The sequence below is a fragment of the Psychrobacter sp. H25 genome, from assembly GCF_059076335.1.
In genome coordinates this window covers 1,811,305-1,834,605 of sequence record NZ_JCACRV010000001.1, presented here as the reverse complement: position 1 = coordinate 1,834,605, position 23,301 = coordinate 1,811,305, and the positions used below count along the sequence as shown (strand labels likewise).

Below are 23,301 nucleotides of genomic sequence, written 5' to 3'. Positions count from 1 at the left end.
AAAGGCACGTTTTTAAATCGCATAGATGTGGTGTGATGCGGCGGCTGTTTGGCATGTTGTGGGCACAGAGTTGGTCTTATTTTTTATATTCATTCATCAAGCAAATAGGTTATTTATGGAACCCATGGTCGTCATCGCAGCGCGTACTGCTGAAAAAGTTGGTAAAGAGATTTTATATGCGCATCAAAACCGCCACAAAATTGAGTTAGATATTGAGTCCAAAGGACTTGATGGTCTGGTTACGCGTATCGATCGCTTTAGCGAAGAGCTTACAATCGAGACGCTAAAAGCCAGCTACCCTGATCATTCATTTTTGGGTGAAGAGTTTGGTATGCAAGAAGGTCGCGGTGAAGATGCTGACTGGTGCTGGATTATCGATCCACTAGATGGCACCAAAAACTTTGTACATGGTGTACCGCAGTTCTGTGTATCTATCGCTGTACAGCACAAAGGCGTCACCCAACATGGTGTGGTCTATGATCCTGTCCGTGATGAGATGTTCTCAGCGAGCCGTGGTAAAGGCGCGCGCTTGAATAATCGCCGTATGCAAGTGAGCGAACGCAAAACCATCGATGGTGGTTTCTTTACGACCGGTCATCCGCTTGAGCGTAAGCGTAATGGCGAAGTGGTCTCTTTTGCTAAACAGCACTTTGAGAGCTTACAAAAGGTATCTGAGGCAGGTGGTCAGGTACGTCGTATGGGTTCAGCTGCGCTTGATCTATGTTACGTTGCTGCTGGTCGTTTTGACGGTTATTTTGAGATGTCTATCAAGCCTTGGGATATCGCAGCAGGTGAGTTGATTGTGACTGAAGCACGCGGCGTTGTGGTTGACCATACTGGTGCGCACAACTCTATGACATCAGGTTCTATCTTTGCTTGTAACGTTAAGCTACTAAAGCCATTGATGCAGACAGTCGTGCCAATCTGGGGCGACGCTATATAAGCGCAGACGAAATGCATAGCTATCTAGTAGATAGCTAATAGCACTGGGTTATCTGAAGAGTAAATAGCTGTTATCCAAACAACAAAAAGCTGGTTCCGTTATGGAGCCAGCTTTTTTGTTTTATTATCACCCTTGTAGCCACTTTTGTCTTCAACAGTAATGCCTTTAAACGCCATCTCTTTACTGGTGGTCTCTAGCAATTGCAATTCTTCCTCTATCAGCATCAGCATGTCCTGTACACGCGGCAATGCTTTGCTACATGCAGTTATACCAAACTCAATCCTATCCAAATAACTGGCTAAGGTGATATTCATGGCTTGACCATTAAATACGATAGAAGCGGGGTACAAAGACTGCAAACGTGCACCATTCCAGTAGAGAGGTTTCTCAGAGCCTGGAACGTTAGAAATAATTAGGTTAAATGCCTGCTTTTTAGGGAACAGCCCAGTCGCTAGATTAATACCTTCCCAAGCGTATGAGACGATACTGTAGTTAATGACTTGCGCTTGATTCATACGGCGAAAGCGGCGCTTGCCATTATTCATACTACGGTGGATCAGCTCTACTCTGCGCATCGGATCGTCTAAATGCGTGCCCAAGTTTGCCAATATAAATGACAACTGATTGCCCGATATGCTGTTGTCAGTGCGTAGTGACATGGGCACAAAAGCAATGAGCGGCTTGCTTGGCAACGCATCCATGGATATCAGATAACGACGTATAGCCCCAGCACAGACGGCTAGAACCACATCATTTCTACTGATTTTGAGTCTGTCAGCAATCATATTGAAGCGCTGTATATCATAGGACTGCGCCGCGATTCGGCGCGATGCTGATATACGCTTATTTAAGATACTCATCGGCGCATCAAACGTACCGACATAGCCTTCATCACCGTAGTTCTTGAGGTTATCTACCAACTCTGTAAATACCGGTTTGATGGTTGATATCTGCTCTTTTAAGATCTTTTTGATGGATCTTTCGGCAGGCAATATAGCGTTGACTTGGTTACGGTGGCGCGCCATCAGTGACCACACGGGTAGCGTGACAGGCTCAGCAGGAGACTGCGACAAGGATTTTTTGACCAGACGCATCGCAGCGATACCATCAACGAGTGAGTGATGAATCTTAAAATACCAAGCAAATCGTTCAGGACCGCCTTCTACCTCTGGCTCAATCCCTTCAATGATATGACATTCCCACAAAGGCATCGCCCGATCTAGCAGCCGTCCATGCTCTCTTGACACATACATCAACAGCTCACGAACGCGCCCAGGACTTGGAAGTGCAACATGGTGAAAATGGTGCTCCACATCGAAATCTTTGTCTTTTTTCCAAAACACCAAATGCTCTAGCACCTGATTAAACGGGAAGCTTGGCGGTACATCAGAGTTTTGCATTTGCTGTACCAGCTGATAGACAAAATCGCTATCAGCACCTTCTGGTAATTCAAATAAAAACAATCCGCCAACATGCATGGGCTGTTTACGCGACTCAAGAAGTAAGAACAACTGGTCGACTGCTGTGAGAAGTCGCATAATAAATCCTTTTATGACGATAATGAATAAAAAATTATAGCTGACAGAGCGCTGACCAAGTAGTCTTTCTGTCTTATTATTTTATAATTGGTCTTTATGTAATTCAGTTTAAATAATTACTGAAAAAAGTACCCTGTCTGCGGCGAGCTGGCAGTCGCCATCTTACGCATTGGCATACGACCTGCCATAAATGCGGCGCGACCTGCCCATATAGCATGCTTCATGGCATGTGCCATCATTACTGGGTTTTGCGCGTTAGCAATGGCCGAGTTCATCAAGACACCATCACAGCCAAGCTCCATAGCAATTGCGGCATCAGACGCCGTACCGACCCCTGCGTCGACCAATACAGGAACTTTGGCATTTTCGATAATGAGACTGAGTGTATGACGATTCAGTAAGCCGAGTCCAGAACCAATCAAGCTACCAAGTGGCATAATAGCGACGCAGCCCATACTCTCCAGCTCTTGGGCGACGATAGGATCATCTGAGCTATAAACCATGACTTCAAAACCATCATCGACCAATACCTGAGCCGCTTTTAATGTCTCGGTAATGTTGGGATAAAGGGTCTTTTCATCGCCCAATACCTCAAGTTTAACCAAGTTATGTCCACCTAATAGCTCGCGAGCCAGCTTGCACGTACGAATGGCTGTTTCGGCATCGAAGCAACCAGCAGTGTTGGGCAAAATGGTGTACTTGTCAGGTGAGATGACATCGAGCAAATTAGGCTCATTGCTATTTTGACCAATGTTGACACGACGAATAGCAACGGTCACGATCTCTGCTGCTGAAGCGGCAATGGCTTCTCCGGTCTCAGTCATGTCTTTATATTTGCCTGTACCGACCAATAGACGGGAGGAAAAGGTACGACTACCAACGGTAAAAGTATCTTGCAAAAGTGGTGTCGGGTGAGTAGCAGTGCTAACGTTCTCTGACATAACTAAAAATCCTAATGGCGAGCGGGCGAGGTAGATATAATCGGTTGAAGATAATTCAGACACAAGGGATATAGGCACAAGTACGGCAAGTCATTGCCGAGCAACGCCCCTACATGGTATGACATTGATTATAGCGAAATATCATGAGCCGTCTTTATAATATTAAAAAGTGAAATAGACAATAATAGCGCACCATTAGCAAAATAAAAAATCGATGCCTATATATACCGTAACCCTAAGCGAATGGTGATAGCCAAAATTGCCCACCGCATAAAATAATACGCGTCTAAAACAAAATGCTATTATAACAAACTCATCCAATCTTACTTGTACTCTTTTTGGTTTGGTCAGTGGTGTACAAGGTGTTTACAACGCTCGGCTATGATTTGGTTTTTGATACTATTTTTTATTAGGTCGTCTTTATGATGCAGTTACCGTACAGTTTTGCGAAACGCCATCAGATTTTGGCGATACTTGCGATTGACCCTGAGTTGCCGCCGACGTTAGTACTGACAAAAGCCACACCATTATCTGCAATCAATGAAGCGGTGCGGTTTTTGCAGCAGCAAGGTAGCCGCAGCGTACCTACTTACGAAAGTATCAGCGCAGATGACTTTGAAAAACGTATGAACGCCGCTTACGCTGGTAACACAGGAGAGTCGCAGCATATCGCCGCTGGTCTTGAAGATCATCCTGACCTTGATAGCCTAGCAGACAGTGTCCCCGAAACTGAAGACCTGATGGATCAGCAGGACGACGCGCCTATTATCCGTCTGATCAATGCATTACTGTCCGAAGCCATTCGTCTAAGTGCATCCGATATCCATATAGAGACTTTCGAGAAGCGCTTGGTTGTTCGCTTTCGTGTCGATGGTGAGCTAAAAGAAATCATCACCCCAAAACGCCAACTGGCGCCATTATTAGTCTCGCGTATCAAAGTCATGGCAAAGTTAGATATCGCTGAAAAACGTGTACCGCAAGATGGTCGTATCAGTTTGAGGCTGGCAGGGCGTGAGGTGGATGTGCGCGTATCGACACTGCCATCGAGCTTTGGTGAGCGCGTGGTGATGCGATTACTAGACAAGCAAGCAGGTCGCCTAAATATGACGTATTTGGGACTGTCTGATAATGATTATACCGAGCTTAAACGTTTGATTCATCGTCCACATGGCATTATTTTGGTGACAGGGCCGACGGGTTCAGGCAAGACCACCACGCTGTATTCTGCATTGACTGATCTGAATGACCAAACTCGTAATATCTTGACCGCCGAAGATCCGATTGAGTTCCAGTTGGATGGTATTGGACAAACGCAAGTGAATAATAAAGTAGATATGACCTTTGCAAAGAGTCTACGAGCGATGTTGCGCCAAGACCCCGATGTCGTGATGGTAGGTGAAATTCGTGACTTAGAGACGGCGGAGATTGCTGTACAGGCTTCTTTGACAGGGCACCTGGTCTTGTCGACATTACATACCAACACGGCTATTGGTGCAGTGACGCGCTTGCAAGACATGGGTGTTGAGCCATTTTTACTATCGTCTTCGCTCATTGGTGTGGTAGCGCAGCGTTTGGTGCGTACTTTGTGTCCACATTGTCATGACTGGCAGGCAGCAGATACGGAGCAAGCCAAGCTTTTTGCCGAAGTTGGCATGGCGTCAGATGCAGATGATAATAATGAAAAGGCAGTCAACACGTCCATTCGCTTACCGAAACCCGTTGGCTGTGATAAATGCAATCAATCAGGGTTTAGAGGTCGTACCGCGATATATGAAGTCGTGCCAGTTGATGATACGCTGCGCCGTATGATCCATAGCAATACTGCTGAGTATGAGCTAGAAGAATATGCGCGCCTACAAACGCCATCGATTCGCGCCGATGGTCTACGTAAAGTGATAGAGGGGCGAACGACGTTAGAAGAGGTGCTGCGAGTCACAAAGGAAAGCGCAGTAGCAGATGACGAAATACTGGTCTAATTCTGATCTAAGTTCGGTGATATACAAATGATTGGACAAGACAGCTAATAAGCAAAAATAGAGCAGTGGTGACTGATGTAGTGAGTACAAGACGACCAGCGAGGCTGTAGATAGATAAGTGCGCGATGTGAACATCGCGCACTTATCTCATTGATTGCCAATAGGTAACCTGCATTACAAGAAGTAAATAGCACAGGTTACCTCAATCCAACTCATTATTTACTATCAACGGTCTCACTTTCTACAGTTTTGTCCGCCGAGCCTTTGCGACGTGCTTCTAGCTCAGATTTTGGAATCCAGGCCCAAGTCATCTCGACTACGATAGGGTCGCGGTCACTGTCAGACTCACGATCATCAATGAGGCAAGGAATAACCATTTCACCCTTTGGTGTATTTAAAATCTCCAAGCGCTGCTCATCAGAGAGACTAGCCACCGCCGCAATTTGACCTTTTTTGATCGGACGATAAAAGTTAACCGAGTAGGATTTGATCAGTAGTATACGATCAGAGGGTAGGTTTAAACCCAAAATGAATCCTGTTGCTGTTTCAGCCAGCAAGGTAATGGCTACTGCGTGAATAGAGCCAATATGGTTCTGTACCGCTTTGACATTGTTGAGGCTGACGACCACTTGGTTTGGTTCGACGGTTTCGTAGTACACACCTGTCGTCCCTACGTAAGGCACGACTTTACCAAAGGCTTTAGACAAAATGCTTGAGCGTGCACCAGCAGGTAGGTATTTGGTGACAGATAGCAGTTTGGTAAATTGATTATTAATAGGTTTTAGCGTACTGCTGGGTGTTTCAGTGGGTGGTTTTTTGTTGTCAGAGACTTTGGCTGGTCGCTTGCCAGTTAGCTTGGCGGGTAGGTTTTTTAGTAATCCTGACATACAAAATTCCTTAATGTAGATAAATCGAATGATGTTTTTTGATAACGGCAACTGTGCGTAAAACCACTATAAACACTATGGTACATTAACCGCTACCTTTCGACTATTATTAGCATGAACTGCTGCGCTTATAAAATAGCAAGACAGTCAGCTAACCCGTAGATACCTTCACGCTTGTTACCCGCGTTATAATGACACGATATGATTATCTTATGAATGCTTTAATGCTGGATGCCGCTATGTCTGATATGTCTACTCCTGAGCCAACCAATATTATCTATACTGGCGTCGCAGGTACGGGGAAAACGTATCGACTGCTCCAAATCGCCAAGCAATACACTGATTATCTGCCTGAGACCAATGGGGAAGAGCTACTCGGACAGTTGTTGCAGGACTTAAGCTGGCGTGAGGTGCTGTGTTTGGTATTTTTGGACCTACACGCTGTACAACAGGATTTGGTAAAAGTCAGAGAGTTGGTTGATCATCCGTTTTTTATTGCCAAAGCTGCACAAAACGCTCGCGAGAAAAACCTAGAGAGTACCGCTTGGCTAGAGCTGCGCAGACATAGTCCTGTAGACTCTAAAACCGTCAGTTTCGACAATCGTGCCAGCCAAGCTTATTTTGATAAGGACAACAGCGGCGCATGGTATTTACTGCCTGAGAGTATGACGCTACTAAATGAGCTGGCACAGCAACTAGCAGAGTTCCAGCAGGCACAGCGTGATCACCAAGCCAAGCACAATCAAAACATTGGTCAGCAGCGGTTTAGTATGGTGAGCTTCCATCAAGCCTATGGTTATGAAGAGTTTGTTGAAGGGATTCGCCCTGTCATGGCGGGCTCTAACCAAGCACACAATAATCAGGTAAATAATAATCAGGTAAACAATAGCCATGCCAATCAGACGCAAATGAGCTACGCAGTACAAGATGGGGCGTTTTTAAAGTTGTGTCAGCGTGCGGCGCGTGACCCTCAGCAGCGTTACGCGATGCTAATCGATGAGGTCAACCGCGCCAATGTCTCACGAGTATTTGGCGAGCTGCTCAGTTTGATTGAGCCAGATAAGCGTGCAGGCAAGCCAAATGCGATGACAGTAAATCTCGCATATTCAGGACGTGCTTTTAGCGTGCCTGATAACGTCGATATCTATGCCACTATGAATACTCAAGATTACTCGCTTGCGCCTCTCGACATGGCACTACGTCGACGCTTTCGCTTTATTGAGTGTCCGCCGCAACCTGAATTACTACCTATCATTAGTGGTATTAGTAGCACGACTGATAGCGTAGAGGCGGACACGATTGACTTGGGTAAATTGCTAACGGGGCTCAATACACGTATTACACAGACGCTAGGAGTAGACGCTTGTCTCGGACATGCATTTTTATTATCAGTTGAGAGTTTGAATCAATTACAAACCGTTTTAGTCGAACAGATCATTCCGCAACTGGCACAAGCTGCTGGTGGTCAAGTTGCGGTATTACAGTATATTTTTCAGGATGAGCAGCAGCCAATAAGCGCGCAGTTCATTCATGACAGCCATGTGCTGGTCAACAATAAATTACAGGATTCGGTGAGTCATCAGCAGATTATGGCCAACCAAAACAACATGTTCACGGGGCAAGACAGCTTTCTTAGTCAATCTATGAACATGAGCAGCTATATAATCAATGCAGACCTCATTGCAAAGACTGGTAAATTAAATCAGCCCTCTATCTATCAGCGTCTGTACTAGCAAGGTGGCTGACTTATGATAAACAACAGCGTATATCACCAAAAAGGCTACAATAAAAGCTACGATGAAAATATCATTCGTACTTATACGCCTCGTAAGAACGCTAAAGCAAGAAACGTCAAAACCAATATCATCACCGTGTTCGAGCATCAACGCCTCACCGCGCATGATTTTTTGCATGTGTCTGATTTCCAATGGTTGATGGCGCAGGAGTTTGCTGTATTTACCATCAAGCGTAAGCAAGGACAGTGGCAGCTCAAGGTCGGACACTATATAGGCATTATTTTACTGCCTAGTGGCATGACGCTTGAGCTACTACCAAAGCTGAATACATCCATTCAGAGCGACGATATCGCTCAAACGCGTCACTGGGTACAAGGCATGCTATCCGACTTGACGCGTCTTGATAGGCCAAAGAGTTGTAAGCTGCCCAACATGAAAAATCTCGGTCAATTCGCTCATCCATCAGTACGACTACCCATAGAAGCACCACCATTGTCGGATTGGCTGATTACGCAATTTTTACAGCGTCTAGTACACTATCAACCAACCCAGCATTATCAGGAGCGTGTCCAAAATCAGTCTTCAGTACAAGGGCGACTGCTTATCAAAGAGCAGCTAAGGCGCAATAGCACGCAGCCGCATCGATTTGTCTGTGAAAGTAGTGTACTGAGTCATGATATGCTGGCCAATCGATTGATAAAAAGCGCATTAGTCTACTTGATGCCTTTATTTCTAAAATCTGGATATTCGACGCTCTTGCAGCAGTGGAAGCACTTGCCTACGCTCGACCAACGTGAGATACAGCGCCTAGCGTCAATATATACTCAGGCAACAAAGCAACTAGACACTCTGCCACTACAAAGGCAAAAACTGCAAGCTGCTCATCAACTGGTAGATTTGGCTTATTGGTTATTACGGCAGTCAACTGCTGCAGCAGGCTATGGTGTTGACTCAACCAAACCACATCGACCCCAACTGCGCTTGTATTTGTTGATTGATATGAATCAAGCATTTGAGCAGTGGGCAAGTCAGCGTATCGCATCGATGTTCCAACGATTAAGTAATCACTGTCGTCCCCTGTATCAAACTCAGAGTGTTTGGCTAAACGATGCAGAAGGGCGGGCGTGTCTATCTATAAGACCTGACCTACTGATATATCAAACGTCTGATAATCATTACCAAGGTCAGAGTGATACTGATCAGAATGATAGGGCAGTGACTAGGACTACAGTGACTAAGACTACAATGACTAAGACTAAAGGTCACTACAGCCATGTTATCGATATCAAATGGAAATACTTACCTTATAGCAATGCTATTAGCGCGAGCGATGCTTATCAATTGACCAGCTATGCACAGGCTTATCAAGCAGGGCAGGTTTGGATGGTTTATCCCGTATTAGGAGATGAGAGGCAGCCAGTGGTACTCAAGCAGCAAATTCATCAAGCTATTGATACCGATAATGACTCAAGTGATGCGCATTTGTGGTTGATACCGTTTGATGTATTGACAGGGACAGTAAACGGTAATGGGCGACCACATTTGAATAGAGCATAATGACGCTAGTAGTAATATAGGCTATAGCTGATAGGCAGACTGGATAATTAAGATTGCTATTTAAAGGCCACCGATTAGAGATTATCTACTAGAGGTCGTCGCGATGTTTTTGTGGTAATCTGCTTTTTTAAAGAATTTAGAGATTATTTTAAATTAATTGAAAATAGGTGTTGACACAATCGCCTTTTCCCCTTAATATGTGCACCTCGATAGCGAGGAACATTAACAAGTTAGCGGCATTGCCAACAACGAGTTACTCAACAAACTATCGTGATAATAGAGAATTTCGGAGTGTGGCGCAGTTTGGTAGCGCATCTGGTTTGGGACCAGAGGGTCGTAGGTTCGAATCCTATCACTCCGACCATCTATTTTAAGAGCCTTACAGGCTTTTTTTTATGTATAATGGTTTAGTTTCTGATATAGTAAAAACTGTATTTTTGACTGAATGTGGTATATAAAAGTCCTCTAAGAGCGCCTGTAGCTCAGCTGGATAGAGCATCTCCCTTCTAAGGAGGTGGCCGCAGGTTCGAATCCTGCCAGGCGCGCCATTTAGCCTGCAAATCTTGCCTTATCAGGCAATAGTTATGGCGGTTGTAGCTCAGTTGGTAGAGCCCCGGGTTGTGATCTCGGTTGTCGTGGGTTCGAGTCCCATCAGTCGCCCCATTTTTTTGTATTATCCGTATAGATATCCTATATTTATACCAAAGCCTATAAGCAATACCATTCGCCACTGTTGGCGTTTTTTTATGTCTGTTTATTTTTCATCCCTCTGTATCCTCCTGTAGTTTTGAACCGTTCGAAGTGCCCATACTTTGCTGGTTTACGTCCTTTATTTTTTGATATTCATATCGTTGTAGGTTTTTTTCCAAAAGCCTAAATTCACTGTGTCTGCTCTATTATTAATTAGTAATACTTATGAGTGAATGGACACGATGTTTCAAATCGGGCATTATGCTTATGTTTCGATTTATTCATCACACTAATCGTGTCGTCAACTGAGGTGTTAGGCACTGGCATAAAATAGCGAATCAAAATATCCTATTGATTACGTTAGCGTTCAAAAGTATTTTAAATATATCTACATCTTTAAGCTTTATTATTGACCCTGTATGATTGAGGAACTGATTAATGGACGCATTGAGCGTATTGCTACAAAACGTGCACTTATTTGAGACCAAGTATTATCGTTTGAACGGTGCTGGCAATTGGTCTTACTCTATTACGAGAAAAGACACTATTTTGTTTTATTTGGTGATGTCTGGCGGTTTTTGTATTGATGTTGGTAATGGTCTAAGAGAAGCCCGCGCTGGTGATATGATTATGATCCCCAATGCACACAAGCATGTGAGCTATGCGCTCAATCATAATGGTGATGTCGCTGAACCGCTTGATGAGTTATTGATTAACAGTAAGGACCGTATGCTTGACATCGATGGTGATGGTGACCCTAATTCGTCTTTGATACTTATCGAATGCAAATACGACAAAGAGATGATCAATCCTCTACTGTCTGTACTACCACCGATATTACCCGAGCTCAACGATGCCGCCGATGGTCGTTTTGAGGTCATTGATGTAGAGATTAAGCTGCTGACCTTGGAGGCTGAGCGTGAGCGTATGGGTAAAACCGCTGTCATCAATCATTGGGCGAGTATCATGATGATTGAGTGCTTACGTGTCTATATTGAGAGCTTGCCTGAAGCCACCGAAAACTGGCTCAAAGCAATGAAAGATCCGTTTTTGACCAAGGCGCTAGCCGCGATGCACGAAGCACCAAGCCAAAGCTGGACCATTCATAAGCTTGCAGAAGTAGCAGGAATGTCACGATCGAGCTTTGCTCAGCGTTTCAAAGACACAGTCGGCATGCCGCCGCTCACGTATCTAATCGATTACCGCTTGCGTTTGGCAGCGCGATATTTACGATTACAGCAGAACAGTATCAGCCGCATCAGTGATATGGTGGGTTATGCATCTGACTCTACCTTTAGTCAGGCGTTCAAGCGTGTCTATGGGGTCTCACCAAAAGCGTACCGACAGCAGTATCAACAACAAAAACTCGCCTAGGTCAGTTTTGCTATATCGGCAGTATCTATCTATAGAAGCGCTAAAGCGACCAACGTTGCTTTAGCGCTTTTTGCTTTGATTAACTCTTTTAATTTTATCCGCGACCTTCTATATACCGAGCAGGTATAGAGACACAGTATCTGATAGTTAGACCGTGCTATTTCGGTTATACAAAGCTGACAAGGCATGCGTGTTCAGGTACTATGAGGTAATGAGTCGTCGAGATATGAGTGTGTGCGTTTAGCGCACGATGTATAGCTGAATGCCAGCAATACAAAAGGATCTAGACGATGTTTATTTTTGCTGCTGATGGTATGTTATGACTGAACCGACCGCAAAGCCAAGTACAGAAGCCAATAGCCAACAAGGCGCTACTGCAACTGCTAAAAAAGAAAATAATACTGATAAAGATAATTTGAGTAGCACACAATCAGCGCAGACAGAGGATGTGAGACAAGTTCCTGATAAGGCGGCACTACTGACCTTATTTACTTTATCAGATGCCAAAGAAGAAGCGTACGAGTTAGGCGCTACAGAGCAGTCCAATACGCATACCTCAACCAGTCAGTCTACTGCCAGTGAGACATCTGTCGCAGCACAGCGTGTCGCGCTTTATCATACCCAGCATGAACGTACCCGGCTACTATATATGGCATCTGCCAATACGCGCCCCACGTATTTGGTACAAACCCTCAAATCACAATTTATAGAATATCAGCAATATTTGCTTGCTCAGCAGCTCGATAAGCGTGGTCTGATGGATACGGATATGCTTGAACGACTCTGGCAACAGCTACATGTAGTCGACGATATCATCGCAGATATCGTACGTCATATGCCTGCGCAGCAGCCAGCAGGCTGGCAGCTCACTACTCAAGATGGACGCAACCCACTGTGTTTTGCCACGGTCGGTAAGCTAAAACATGGAAAGCCTATTCGCGACCAAGGCAGTCTCAACAGCTACGTACTTGGTCACTTTGGGGTAAGTAGTTTTACCTATGATCGAGGCTACTATATCGGTCATGTGGTGGGGTATCTATTCAGCTGTTATTTTTGCGCGCATCTATCGGTCAGTTATGGTGTAACGGCGCTTGGTCAGCAAGTAGTCGCCGATTATGACTATGCTAGTCTTGAGACACCGCATATGGTTAGACTGCTACAAGGCTTGGATGGTTATTGTAAAAAACGCATTTATCAATTGGCGGTTATTTGTGCGCGTTTGAGTGTTTTTGCTAGTGACAAACGTATTGAGCGCATGCTGATCGCTGAGGTCAATGATTTTGATAAAAAGTTACAGCAGCAGCACTTGGATGTTTTATTATTACAAGGCTTGATGCCTGATAGTAATGACTCAACGCCGCTTTGATAGGTATGACGTTTTTCGTTAAACCGTACGCTATAACCATTTACCTATGACCCATTTAGGATATCTGCTGCTATGCCCGCTTATTATTTCAAAGCGCTTGATGACCACGGCAGTGTCCAAAAAGGCTTGCTAGAAGGGGACTCTGCGCGGCAAGTTCGTCAGCAACTGCGTGATAAGCAGTGGACACCAGTCGAAGTCAGCGCTGTCAATGACCGAAAAAGCCAAAGTAAAAACCGCTACAAAAAACCATCTGCTTATGAGCTGACGCTGCTCACACGCCAATTGTCTGTGTTGCTGGCGGCTGGTATTCCACTCGAGGAGACTTTGGCTGCGGTCGCCAAACAGTCACCCAAGACGCATATCAAATCTTTGATGCTCGCTGTACGCTCACATGTCCTAGAAGGGTTGAGCTTAGCACGAGCACTACAACAAGCCGCCAGCTTTCCACCACTATATATCGCCACAATTGCAGCAGGCGAAAAATCAGGTCATCTTGATCTCATCCTGAACCAGTTGGCAGACTACACCGAAAACCGTTTTGCCCTCCAAAAGAAAATACAAGGCGCCATGGTTTATCCGATTGTACTGATGGTTATGGCAATTGCGGTGATTATGGGTCTAATGAGTTTTGTGGTGCCCAAAATTGTCAAAGTTTTTGAGCAGTCCGAGCAAGCCCTACCATTGATTACCCAAGTCGTTCTGACATTATCGAATATCATTACTCAGTGGTGGTGGCTAATGCTTCTGGTATTGGCAGGGGCTGCATTTTTATTCTACCGTTTTGCTCAAACGCAGGCAGGGAAATTGACTATTGATAGTGTGGTACTTAGATTACCGATACTGGCAAGATTGTCCAAAGGATTGAATGCCGCGCGATTTGCTAGCACCCTTGCGATATTAGTACGCTCAGGCGTGCCACTGATTGAAGCATTGCATATCGGTGCTGCGGTCACAACCAATTTACATATTCAAAAAACGATTATCACTGCTGCTGATAGAGTCACAGAAGGCTCAAGCTTATCTAGTCAGTTAGAGAAATCTACTTATTTTCCACCGATGATGGTGCAGATGATAAAAAGTGGCGAAAACTCAGGTGAGCTAGAAAATATGCTAAGCCGTGCTGCCAATATGCAGGAGGCAGAAGCAACCAACTTCATCAGTACTTTGCTATCATTGCTCGAGCCTCTGATGCTGGTATTGATGGGTGTGGTCGTGATGATTATCGTTATGGCGGTTATGCTACCTATCGTTAATATGAATGACTTGGCAGGCTAGCAAGCAGTCACTTGAACGGCTGACACAAATCCGATATCTCTATCTTACCTATACGGCACATCTTGCTAAACTCTGAGCGAGCTTTCTTAAGATTTGCTTACTGTTGTATATTATTGTCTAGGCTATAGTTTTATTAGGGTAAATCTGAGCACCACGCTATAGTAAAAGTAAGATGAGACGACAGTTGTAGACCTCACTGTTTATTCAATATTGACCTATAATGACAATCTGAGCGCCGCGCTGGATAAAAATAAAACCATGGTTTATAGTGATAATGATGTAGGATATTACTGATAAGATCTGACAGTAGTAAGCGCCACTAGAGTGCTACTGTTACCACTGACATAACTGTGATGACCAAAGCGATGACTATGACTGACAATTTTCAAGTGAATACGATTCCAAAAAGTGCCCATACTACTAACAATGCTAAAAACAATAACAATGCCAAAATTAGTAACAGTATATTAGATGACTCAGCTACTGTAGGTGTTCATCAGACGCTCTCTTCAACGATGCCGTACAGTTCAGCACATAGATCTAGGCAATCAGGGTTTACTCTGATTGAAATCATGGTTGTCATCGTGATCTTAGCTATCTTAGCGGGCTTGGTCGTACCTAAAGTCGTCGGACAAAGCGATAAAGCTCGTGTCAAAACGACTGAGACTGCGCTGGCTACTGTTTCAAATGCACTAGATATGTACAAAGTCGATAATTCACGCTATCCAACGACAGCTCAAGGATTAGAGGCACTGACAACACCGCCTGCTGATGCGAAGAATTACCCTGAAGGTGGTTATATAAAAGGTGGCTATCCGACAGATGGTTGGGAAAACGAAATGCAATATGTGGCCCCAGGTAGTGAAGGTCGTCCTTATGATTTATTTTCATTGGGTGCAGATGGGCAGCAAGGTGGCGAGGGTCAGGATGCTGATCTTTACGCTCAGCTATAAGGTTTGATTGTACAAACGCTTATGAAACCCATAGCATTATAGTGTTTATAAACGTATTTGGTCATTTGCTCATATTTACTAACCTCTAAATATCAACCAATAATCCCTTATTGGTTGATATTTTTTATCAGCTTATAAAGTGCTCATCGTTTGATACGAGCGCTGATACTTTTATCAGCATGTTTATGCTGAGTTTATGCTTTTACTGCCAGGCTTTTACTGCTAACCATTATCAGAGGTAACGATTTATGCCCATTAAAATGCCAGCATCTCAAATAATTGCACTCAATAACCGCGCTGCCAAATACTACGCGCTTGCACTTACTGTCACCAGTACCTCACTGATAGCCGCGTTATCAATGACATCAATAAGTGCACAGGCTGCAGGATTGAGCGATTTATTTAATAGTAGTAGCTCATCGCAATCAAAGTTTTTGCCAGTGGATGAGGCTTTTCAAGTCCTCAGTAGTGCCAAAGCAACATCTAAGGGTACACAATTATCTATTATCTTTGACATCACGCCAGGGCACTATGTCTATAAAGATAAGCTGACTGTGAGCTTTCCTAAAGGTGTGAGCGCAGCCCCATTTATTTTTAATCAGGCACCCGTATCAATTGATGATCCGACCTTTGGTCAGGTTCCTGTATTCACGCAAAGAAGTATCGTTGCAACCACAACGCTGACGACCAGTAGTGGTAAGGGAGCGAAAAATGTTCCCGTTATGATTGGCTGGCAGGGCTGTGCAAAAGCTGGATTATGCTACCCACCAGAAAAAATCAAAACCAAGATAAATATTGCTGCAACGCGCAAATAAATATCGCGTAGGTCGATTCACATATCAGTCATAACAGGTAGCTATTCATGTCCATCAAGGCGTCACCACAACCTTTCTCACGAACTGCTAAAACGTCTCCAAAACAATCGTACGTATTAGCGTTTGCTATTGCGAGCAGCTCGCTGTTAACTGGTTTGGCACCAATAACAGCGCAAGCTGCAGGATTGAGTGATTTATTTGGCAATAGTCAAAGCAACGCACAGTCGAAATTCTTGCCAGTGGATGAGGCTTTTCAGGTCATTAGCAGTAGTACACCTACCCAAACAGGTACGCGCCTGTCTATCAATTTTGATATCACGCCCGAACATTATGTTTATAAAGATCAAATAAAACTCACGCTACCGGCTGGCGTGAATGCAGCCCCTTTTACCTTTAGCCAACAGCCATACTCAATCGATGATCCGACTTTTGGTAAGGTGCTGGTCTTTGATCAAATCAATATGGTCGCAACGACCACATTGACCAGCAACAATGGCACAAGCATAAATGACACAGCGATTGTCATTGGCTGGCAAGGCTGTGCAAAAGCAGGGCTGTGCTATCCACCCGAAAAAATCAAAACTACAGTTAACATCGCAGCGACGTCGCCGCAAACAAGACTAAGTAATGCTAGTACTGATAGCGCTGCTGCGAGTAATCTAACTGATGTGACAGCATCAACGAATGACAATGAGACGACATCGATAGAGGCTGGTATAGCCAATACAACTCAGTCTGATGACGATCAAGCATTGATAGATGACGACGTTATTGACTATGACCTCATTGATGACAGCACTTTAGAATATGACTCTTTAGATGGCAGTACGTCGACGACCACGATTTCTGGGACAGATACGAACATCTCAGGCAGCGCGACCAGTAGCGAAAACGTCGTTGGCAATACACTGGTCGATGGTGATCCTTTTGGGCTAGCCTCTCATCCTTGGCTTGCATTGGTGTTGCTGTTTTTAGCAGGTCTGGGTTTGGCATTGACGCCCTGCGTACTGCCGATGCTACCTATCGTTGCCAATATCGTGGCCCGTGAACAAAACCCAACTGTCAAACGTGGCGTTATCTTAACCACCAGTTATGCGATAGGTGTAGCAACTGCCTATGGTGTTTTGGGTGCGGTTATTGCGGTGTTTGGGGAGTCACTAGGCATTATTGGGTGGTTGCAAAACCCGATTATTCTTATCAGCTTTGCCGTTGTTTTTGTATTATTAGCGCTATATATGTTGGATGCGTTCACCGTACGCTTGCCACATGTGCTAAGGAGAAAAATGCAAAATCTAAGCCAAGCAGGTGACAGTAAGCTGGGTAGTACGGGGGGCAGTTTGATTGCTGGTTTCTTGTCAGCATTGGTAGTATCTCCCTGTGTCTCTGCGCCACTGTTCGGTGCGTTACTCGCCGTTTCGACCATTGGCAGTCCGTTGTTGGGCTTTGCTGCTTTATTTATGTTGGGGTTTGGTTTGTCAGCGCCGCTTATCTTAATAGGTGCTACCCAAGGCAAGATCATACCAAAGGCAGGCGCGTGGATGAACTGGGTCAAACAAGGCTTTGCCTTATTGCTATTCGCTGTGGCACTGCTACTCATCGAGCGTGTGTTTATATCACCAATCATGCTGATGGTATGGGCATTATGGTTTATGGTGGTAGCGATATGGGCGTGGAGTTGGCTGGGTAAAGGTCGTATGCTGACTCAAGCGTTGAGTTTTATTATGGGTATTTGGGCCACTTGTTTGATCGTAGGTGCAGCACTAGGAAATGATGATAGCTTACATCCATTAGTGTCATTGAGTGCTGCGCCAATGATGGCACCGTCGAATGCTACTTATTCAGTAGGTAGCAATAGCGCAAAAGATGAGAGGATCACGACACTTGCCGAGCTAGATGCTATCGTGGCCTCCAATCCAAAAGTAATCATTGATCTGACTGCCGACTGGTGCGTTGAGTGCCGTATTATGGATAAAAATTTATTTCACAATCGTCCAGCACAAATGCAAGACTGGCAACTGGTCAAGCTCGATATTACAGAAACGACTGAAGACTCCAAAGCTGTTTTATCACGCTATAAATTATTTGGTCCACCAGCGTTGCTTTACTATCAAAATGGTCAATTGGTTGATCAGCAAGTGGGCGAAATCGGTCGCTTGGAGTTTGAGCAAACTCTAACAACGCTGAATAACTGATAATGAATAACTTTTAATCAATAAGTAGATTTAATCATTTGAGTAGAATCCTGATTTAGGATTAATAATAAAGAGCAGCCGGTGTACCGTAATAACCGTACATCGGCTTTTTAGTGTCATTAAATCATGCTTGTAATATCTTATACCGATATCTAGTTGGATAGAGATTAGGATTTTCTGATCGTATTTAATATGCCGATAACGCTAGTATAGTCTTTATATTTTCATTACAATAAAGTAACAATAGTGCAGGGATAGATTAGTCCGTCAAGACTGTCTTTGGTGTTTATGTATTATTGATTTCTTCTTGTTTTTTAGCGGTGACGCTAACGGTTATACCAATTAATTCACATACTCTGCTAGCGATAATGCTGGTTAGATAAAGGACATTTATGTTTGCCCACATCACCACTCAGCGTCAATTACAACGTACCAATGTAATCAGTCGTAACGCCAGTAGCCGAACGAGGCATACTCATTTGAGTGTTGCCGTTGCTATCGCTTTGAGTTGTACAGCGGTACAAGTACAAGCAGCTGACAATAGTCAGACTTATAATGAGCTGCCAGTACCAGAAGCAGCATTTGAGTACGGCAGCGTGGAGACGGCTCAGAATACTAGCAATAATGAGACATACACGAGCGTCACTGCTCAAAGTGGCAACGTCATTAGTAAAGAGTTTATTGCCCAACAAGCAAAGCTGTTTTCTGACTGTACGCAAGTTCAGAGTAGTGCTGCTCGTTTGGCGTGTTTTGACAAGGTGGCTGAGCAAGGAAAAACCCCAAGCTATACCACGACCAAACAGCCCGTTGACTTGGCAAAGACGTTTAAAACGACCATTTCAGGTAACCCGCAGGTTGTCTTTGTAGAAGAAAAATCAACCAATACTTTCAATGGCAACAGCACAACTACAGGTCTAGCCGCCACTCAACAGACTGCTGCTAAGCGTATGGATACAGATGCAGATAGTGAGCAAGAGATTCAGGTTTTAGATAGCGTAGGCGTCACTCAAACAGATATCGAAAAGTATACACCGCTGAGCTTAGCGTATGATCTCGACCAAAATAGCGAGCGCGGTACTTGGACAGTAAGACCATACCGACCGACGTATTTGCTGCCGTTGTTTTATACTTTTGATCCTAACTTAAACCCAAGCACACCTTCTCAAGACATTGAGCCTTTTGACTCTAATGACATACGTGAGACTGAGCTGAAGTTTCAGTTGTCACTAAAGAGTAAAGTAGCAGAAGATTTATTCGATACCAGTGCAGATTTATGGTTTGGCTATACTCAGGAGTCGCATTGGCAGGTTTATAACGAAGACAACTCACGACCGTTTCGTGCCACCGACTATCAACCAGAGATATTCTTGACCCAGCCTGTGACAGCAGACCTGCCTTTCGGTGGACGTTTACGTATGTTAGGGGCTGGTGCTGTGCATCACTCAAATGGTCAGGATGATCCATTATCACGTTCATGGAACCGTGCTTATCTGATGGCAGGGGCAGAGTGGGGTAAGCTATCCGTCATACCGCGTCTCTGGGCTCGCGTGAATAGTGACAGTAGCAGCGATGATGACAACCCAGATATCGAAGATTACATGGGTTATGGCGATATCAAATTCTTATATGATTTGCCAGACCAGCAGAGTGTCAGCGGTACTTTGCGCTATAACCCAAGCACCAATAAAGGTGCTGCACAAATCGATTATATCTATCCATTGTCAGAAAACGTCAATGGTATGGTGCAGTTGTTCCAAGGGTATGGCGAGTCTATTGTTGATTATAATCATGAAAACACCTCTATCGGCTTTGGTATTGTGCTTAACGATTGGAAAGGTCTCTAATATAGCAGAGCCTTATCATGCATTATGATGATAAATAATCTATGCACAACTTAGCACCGTATCAAACTGGACTGTGGTTGGCAGAGTATATAGATATACGCTGCCAGCTATGCCGTATTTACCGTAGTACATTAGCACCTCAGCTAATACCGCATCACGCGCTATCTAACGCTGGTCACTCGCCAAGCACAAAACATGAGAGTACAAAACCCAAACTCGCACTGGTAACTAGCGACGCTTTGCTTACTCGTATTCATCATCAGATCAGACCTCGCCTGAGTAGTGGCTTACTTTGTACTCACTGTCATCATGGTATCGCGTGGCTCCCAGAACCTTTTGACGTTGATATCGCTTTTGGTAAATCGCTATCCATACAAGCGTCTACTTATTATGACTATCCAATACGCCAAGCAATTTGGGCATTCAAGCATCATGAAGACATGACTAAGCTGCCTTTATTACTACATGTCATACGCCAACTGCCACGCCCGCATGGCTGTCATCAGCATAATAGTGTGATTGTCGCTATGCCGACCACCGATCAACGCCTAGCCAAACGAGGTTTTGATCCTGTCAGTATTCTATCTACGCAACTATCGAAACACTGGAACATTCCGTTGTGGCACGGTGTTCAGCGCATTGACGATACGATGAGTCAGCAGGGCCTGACACGTGCTGAACGTCTAAGTAACCTAGATAATGCTTTCGCGCTCTCACAGAGCCCTCCTGTAAAACGCTTATTGCTGTTCGATGATGTCTCAACGACAGGTGCAAGCTTACAGGCTTTAGCGCGAGCATTTATCGGACCTGAGCATCCAAATACGATAAATGCTCAACGCTATAGTAACTACCACATTTCAGCATATGCTTTAGCGCATGGTAGTCAATAGTGTTAATTAAGCTATCTATTTGAAATCATTAATATATTGCTAATTCTTTGCCTTCACGATATATTATTAAATACGTATATAGTTGTTGACACCCTGAATAGGGATTTTTGTCGTTTTGTATATAAACTCAACAGAATGTTATGGAACAAAAATTGCATGTTATTAGTTAAGTTAACTACAAAATCATTAGCAAAGACGACATCAGATTTTAGTTATTTTAAAACAAAAACTGATAAGAGACAGACATTAGCGGTGCTAAATAGGGATTTGATGTGAATGCATCTGTGAATAATCGACAACCCAACATACGGGTAGCTCATTCAGGTTTTACCTTAATTGAGCTCATGGTGACGATTGCGGTACTGGCTATCATCGTAAGTATTGCTGCACCAAGTATCAGTACTCAGCTTGCCAACCAGCGGGTTAAATCAACGGCTTCTACTATTACTAGTATATTGAAAGACGCTAAAGTCGAAAGTGTTATTCGTCGCCAGAATATTCAAGTCGTATATAGCGATACTGCAAAAACTATTGTATTGAAAAACACCAGTGGTACTGTGTTGACCAGTTATGATATTAACTCTAGAAGCACCGTATCTATTACTCCTAATTCAACCAATACGGTAACTTTTCAGCCGAATAAAGTGACTGCTAATGGCGTCAAAGTCACTTATACCATTTGTGATAGTAATACAGCCGCTACACCTCGAAAAATTGAAGTTAGTACGATAGCAAGCATTACTCACAAACTAGAAGGAACTTGCTAGTGAGAAACTTAGGTAGTCAGCATGGTGTAGGCTTGGTAGAGGTGCTAGTAGCACTATTATTACTAGCAGTTGCAGTGCTTGGATTCTCAGCTATGCAAATGACTGCAGTAAAAGCTACTGATGAGAGCCTCATGCGTACACGAGCATTAGCTATTATGAGAGGTGGCGCGGAAACAATGCGTGCAAATTCAAGCGGAATAGGCGCTTTCAAAACAGCTGTAAACGGTAGCACTGACTCTGTAACAATAGATGGCGCTGTAATCACAAAGGACAGTTGTATCAAAAATACAACGGGAGCACCTGTCGCTGCAGACAGTTGCACTATTGATCAACTAGCAACACGTGATGCCTTATTAATGAAGTCATACGCGGTGATAAATGATATCAAGTTAGGTTTAGTTCCTAATGGGTGTCCTGGCACGTCAGGTGAACAAGAGCGTCAATGCTTTGTAGCCAGCTGGGGCGATACTACTGTAGCTCTAAGTGATAGTGATACAAATGCTTGTGCTTATGCGAATGGTACTTATAAAAATGGTGCAGAGTGCTTTATTATGGAGGCTTACTGATGCTGAACGTTGACAGCCATAACAACAGTAATTGCAAGCAGTCTGGTTTTACTCTAATAGAGCTTATGATCTCATTAGTGCTAGGTTTGATTATCTCCGCCGCCGTCGTACAGATATACACAATTAGTGTAAAAACAAGCAGTGTGCAATCTAGTGGTAGCGAGTTGCAAGATGCTAGTGTGTTCGGTTTGCAGCAGTTAGAAAAGAAAGTTCGTTTAGCTAATTTAGGTAACCCAATTACGAGAATAGACGGAACGACTGCGAAGGGTGGTATTGTGTTAACAGGCGCCAACTTAGGTATTACTACTACGCCATATACTGACACTGGTTACTTGACGAGACGTGCGGGTGATGCGGTTGGTGGTACGAATGGCTGGACAGGAGTCTCAAATACTACTGTTAATAGTGATCAACTGACAATCCAATATACAAATATAACGGGTAGCCCATTCAGTGACTGTGAAGGCTCAGCAGTTGAGGTAAACGATATTGCTATTGAGCGTTATTTTCTGCGACCTGTTACGAATGACAGTAGTAGTGGCGCCATCAAAGACCTAGTGTTAGCTTGTGATGCTGGAAGGGTTGACTTTGCAGCAGGTAAGATCAGAACGATAAGTGGTACAGACGCTCGCAACTTTGGTCAAGCTGGTCAAGAGTTTATTACTAATGTAGATCAGTTCAAAATCTTGTTAGGTGTCCAATATGATTCGGGTGTCAATGCAGGTCAGACTATGTACTTACCAAGTAGTGCTTATCTATCGATAACTGCGAACAAACCAGCAATAACATCAGTAAAAATAGGTCTAATTGTTCATGGTAGCACTCCTGTTTTAGGTAGTGATGATCAAACTTCGTTTACACTGTTAGGTCAGAATAATGTATTGAAGACGGATACTACACGTCAAAAACAAGTACGCGCGACTTATGAGACCACAACGCTATTACGCAACGCTCGTGTAGTCAATGTGAAAACCAGCTTATAAATTCTGGT

At 44.1% G+C, this 23,301-nt stretch carries 18 protein-coding genes and 3 tRNA genes; 18 read left to right on the top strand and 3 right to left on the bottom strand.

The features are described from left to right. Window positions 1–115: 115 nt before the first annotated feature. Window positions 116–943, top strand: a complete 828-nt coding sequence (locus tag AC5JPO_RS07355) for an inositol monophosphatase family protein (protein ID WP_319051171.1) — start codon at window positions 116–118, stop codon at window positions 941–943. Window positions 944–1,041: 98 nt separating this feature from the next. Here the strand turns inward: AC5JPO_RS07355 and AC5JPO_RS07350 are convergent, their stop codons facing one another. Then, window positions 1,042–2,481 carry a WS/DGAT/MGAT family O-acyltransferase gene (locus AC5JPO_RS07350; protein WP_443525284.1) on the bottom strand — a complete coding sequence of 480 codons (1,440 nt, stop codon included), beginning with the start codon at window positions 2,479–2,481 and terminating at the stop codon, window positions 1,042–1,044. A 116-nt stretch (window positions 2,482–2,597) separates the two neighbouring features. Next, window positions 2,598–3,380: a thiazole synthase gene (locus AC5JPO_RS07345; RefSeq protein WP_493844461.1), complete on the bottom strand. Its 783-nt coding sequence runs from the start codon at window positions 3,378–3,380 to the stop codon at window positions 2,598–2,600. 464 nt (window positions 3,381–3,844) lie between these two features. Here AC5JPO_RS07345 and gspE point away from each other — a divergent pair, with 464 nt between their 5' ends. Beyond that, complete coding sequence (gene gspE / locus AC5JPO_RS07340) at window positions 3,845–5,398, top strand: type II secretion system ATPase GspE (RefSeq protein ID WP_493853688.1); 1,554 nt, start codon at window positions 3,845–3,847, stop codon at window positions 5,396–5,398. Window positions 5,399–5,613: 215 nt separating this feature from the next. Here the strand turns inward: gspE and AC5JPO_RS07335 are convergent, their stop codons facing one another. Then, on the bottom strand, window positions 5,614–6,285 hold the full coding sequence (locus AC5JPO_RS07335) for a DUF4442 domain-containing protein (RefSeq protein WP_493853687.1): 672 nt from the start codon (window positions 6,283–6,285) through the stop codon (window positions 5,614–5,616). Between the two features lie 212 nt (window positions 6,286–6,497). Here AC5JPO_RS07335 and AC5JPO_RS07330 point away from each other — a divergent pair, with 212 nt between their 5' ends. The 16 genes from AC5JPO_RS07330 (at window position 6,498) to AC5JPO_RS07255 (ending at window position 23,293) form a co-directional block, all read left to right on the top strand. Then, window positions 6,498–8,018: an McrB family protein gene (locus AC5JPO_RS07330; RefSeq protein WP_493853686.1), complete on the top strand. Its 1,521-nt coding sequence runs from the start codon at window positions 6,498–6,500 to the stop codon at window positions 8,016–8,018. A 15-nt stretch (window positions 8,019–8,033) separates the two neighbouring features. Then, window positions 8,034–9,578 (top strand): McrC family protein, encoded by a 1,545-nt coding sequence (locus AC5JPO_RS07325; RefSeq protein WP_493853685.1) that lies wholly within the window; start codon window positions 8,034–8,036, stop codon window positions 9,576–9,578. Between the two features lie 287 nt (window positions 9,579–9,865). After that, a tRNA-Pro gene (locus tag AC5JPO_RS07320) sits at window positions 9,866–9,942 on the top strand. A 107-nt stretch (window positions 9,943–10,049) separates the two neighbouring features. Further along, window positions 10,050–10,126, top strand: a tRNA-Arg gene (locus AC5JPO_RS07315). Between the two features lie 39 nt (window positions 10,127–10,165). Next, a tRNA-His gene (locus AC5JPO_RS07310) sits at window positions 10,166–10,241 on the top strand. A gap of 465 nt (window positions 10,242–10,706) precedes the next feature. Then, complete coding sequence (locus AC5JPO_RS07305) at window positions 10,707–11,642, top strand: AraC family transcriptional regulator (RefSeq protein WP_493853684.1); 936 nt, start codon at window positions 10,707–10,709, stop codon at window positions 11,640–11,642. A 319-nt stretch (window positions 11,643–11,961) separates the two neighbouring features. Beyond that, on the top strand, window positions 11,962–13,008 hold the full coding sequence (locus tag AC5JPO_RS07300) for a hypothetical protein (RefSeq protein WP_493853683.1): 1,047 nt from the start codon (window positions 11,962–11,964) through the stop codon (window positions 13,006–13,008). A gap of 72 nt (window positions 13,009–13,080) precedes the next feature. Beyond that, entirely contained in the window at window positions 13,081–14,283 is a 1,203-nt protein-coding gene (gspF, locus tag AC5JPO_RS07295; RefSeq protein ID WP_493853682.1) for a type II secretion system inner membrane protein GspF, read from the top strand. Window positions 14,284–14,798: 515 nt separating this feature from the next. Next, window positions 14,799–15,236, top strand: a complete 438-nt coding sequence (gspG, locus tag AC5JPO_RS07290; protein WP_493844460.1) for a type II secretion system major pseudopilin GspG — start codon at window positions 14,799–14,801, stop codon at window positions 15,234–15,236. Between the two features lie 248 nt (window positions 15,237–15,484). Continuing rightward, entirely contained in the window at window positions 15,485–16,051 is a 567-nt protein-coding gene (locus AC5JPO_RS07285) for a protein-disulfide reductase DsbD N-terminal domain-containing protein (RefSeq protein WP_493853681.1), read from the top strand. A gap of 47 nt (window positions 16,052–16,098) precedes the next feature. Continuing rightward, window positions 16,099–18,243: a cytochrome c biogenesis protein CcdA gene (locus AC5JPO_RS07280; RefSeq protein ID WP_493853680.1), complete on the top strand. Its 2,145-nt coding sequence runs from the start codon at window positions 16,099–16,101 to the stop codon at window positions 18,241–18,243. A gap of 392 nt (window positions 18,244–18,635) precedes the next feature. Next, complete coding sequence (locus AC5JPO_RS07275) at window positions 18,636–20,087, top strand: phospholipase A (protein ID WP_493853679.1); 1,452 nt, start codon at window positions 18,636–18,638, stop codon at window positions 20,085–20,087. A 41-nt stretch (window positions 20,088–20,128) separates the two neighbouring features. Further along, window positions 20,129–20,977 (top strand): ComF family protein, encoded by an 849-nt coding sequence (locus tag AC5JPO_RS07270; RefSeq protein WP_493853678.1) that lies wholly within the window; start codon window positions 20,129–20,131, stop codon window positions 20,975–20,977. Window positions 20,978–21,249: 272 nt separating this feature from the next. Next, entirely contained in the window at window positions 21,250–21,744 is a 495-nt protein-coding gene (locus tag AC5JPO_RS07265) for a pilus assembly FimT family protein (protein WP_493853677.1), read from the top strand. After that, window positions 21,744–22,310: a type IV pilus modification protein PilV gene (gene pilV / locus AC5JPO_RS07260; RefSeq protein WP_493853676.1), complete on the top strand. Its 567-nt coding sequence runs from the start codon at window positions 21,744–21,746 to the stop codon at window positions 22,308–22,310. Before AC5JPO_RS07265 ends, pilV begins: the two co-directional genes overlap by 1 nt. Beyond that, window positions 22,310–23,293 carry a PilW family protein gene (locus AC5JPO_RS07255; protein WP_493853675.1) on the top strand — a complete coding sequence of 328 codons (984 nt, stop codon included), beginning with the start codon at window positions 22,310–22,312 and terminating at the stop codon, window positions 23,291–23,293. The genes pilV and AC5JPO_RS07255 overlap by 1 nt, the downstream gene beginning before the upstream one ends. The last annotated feature ends 8 nt before the right edge of the window (window positions 23,294–23,301 follow it).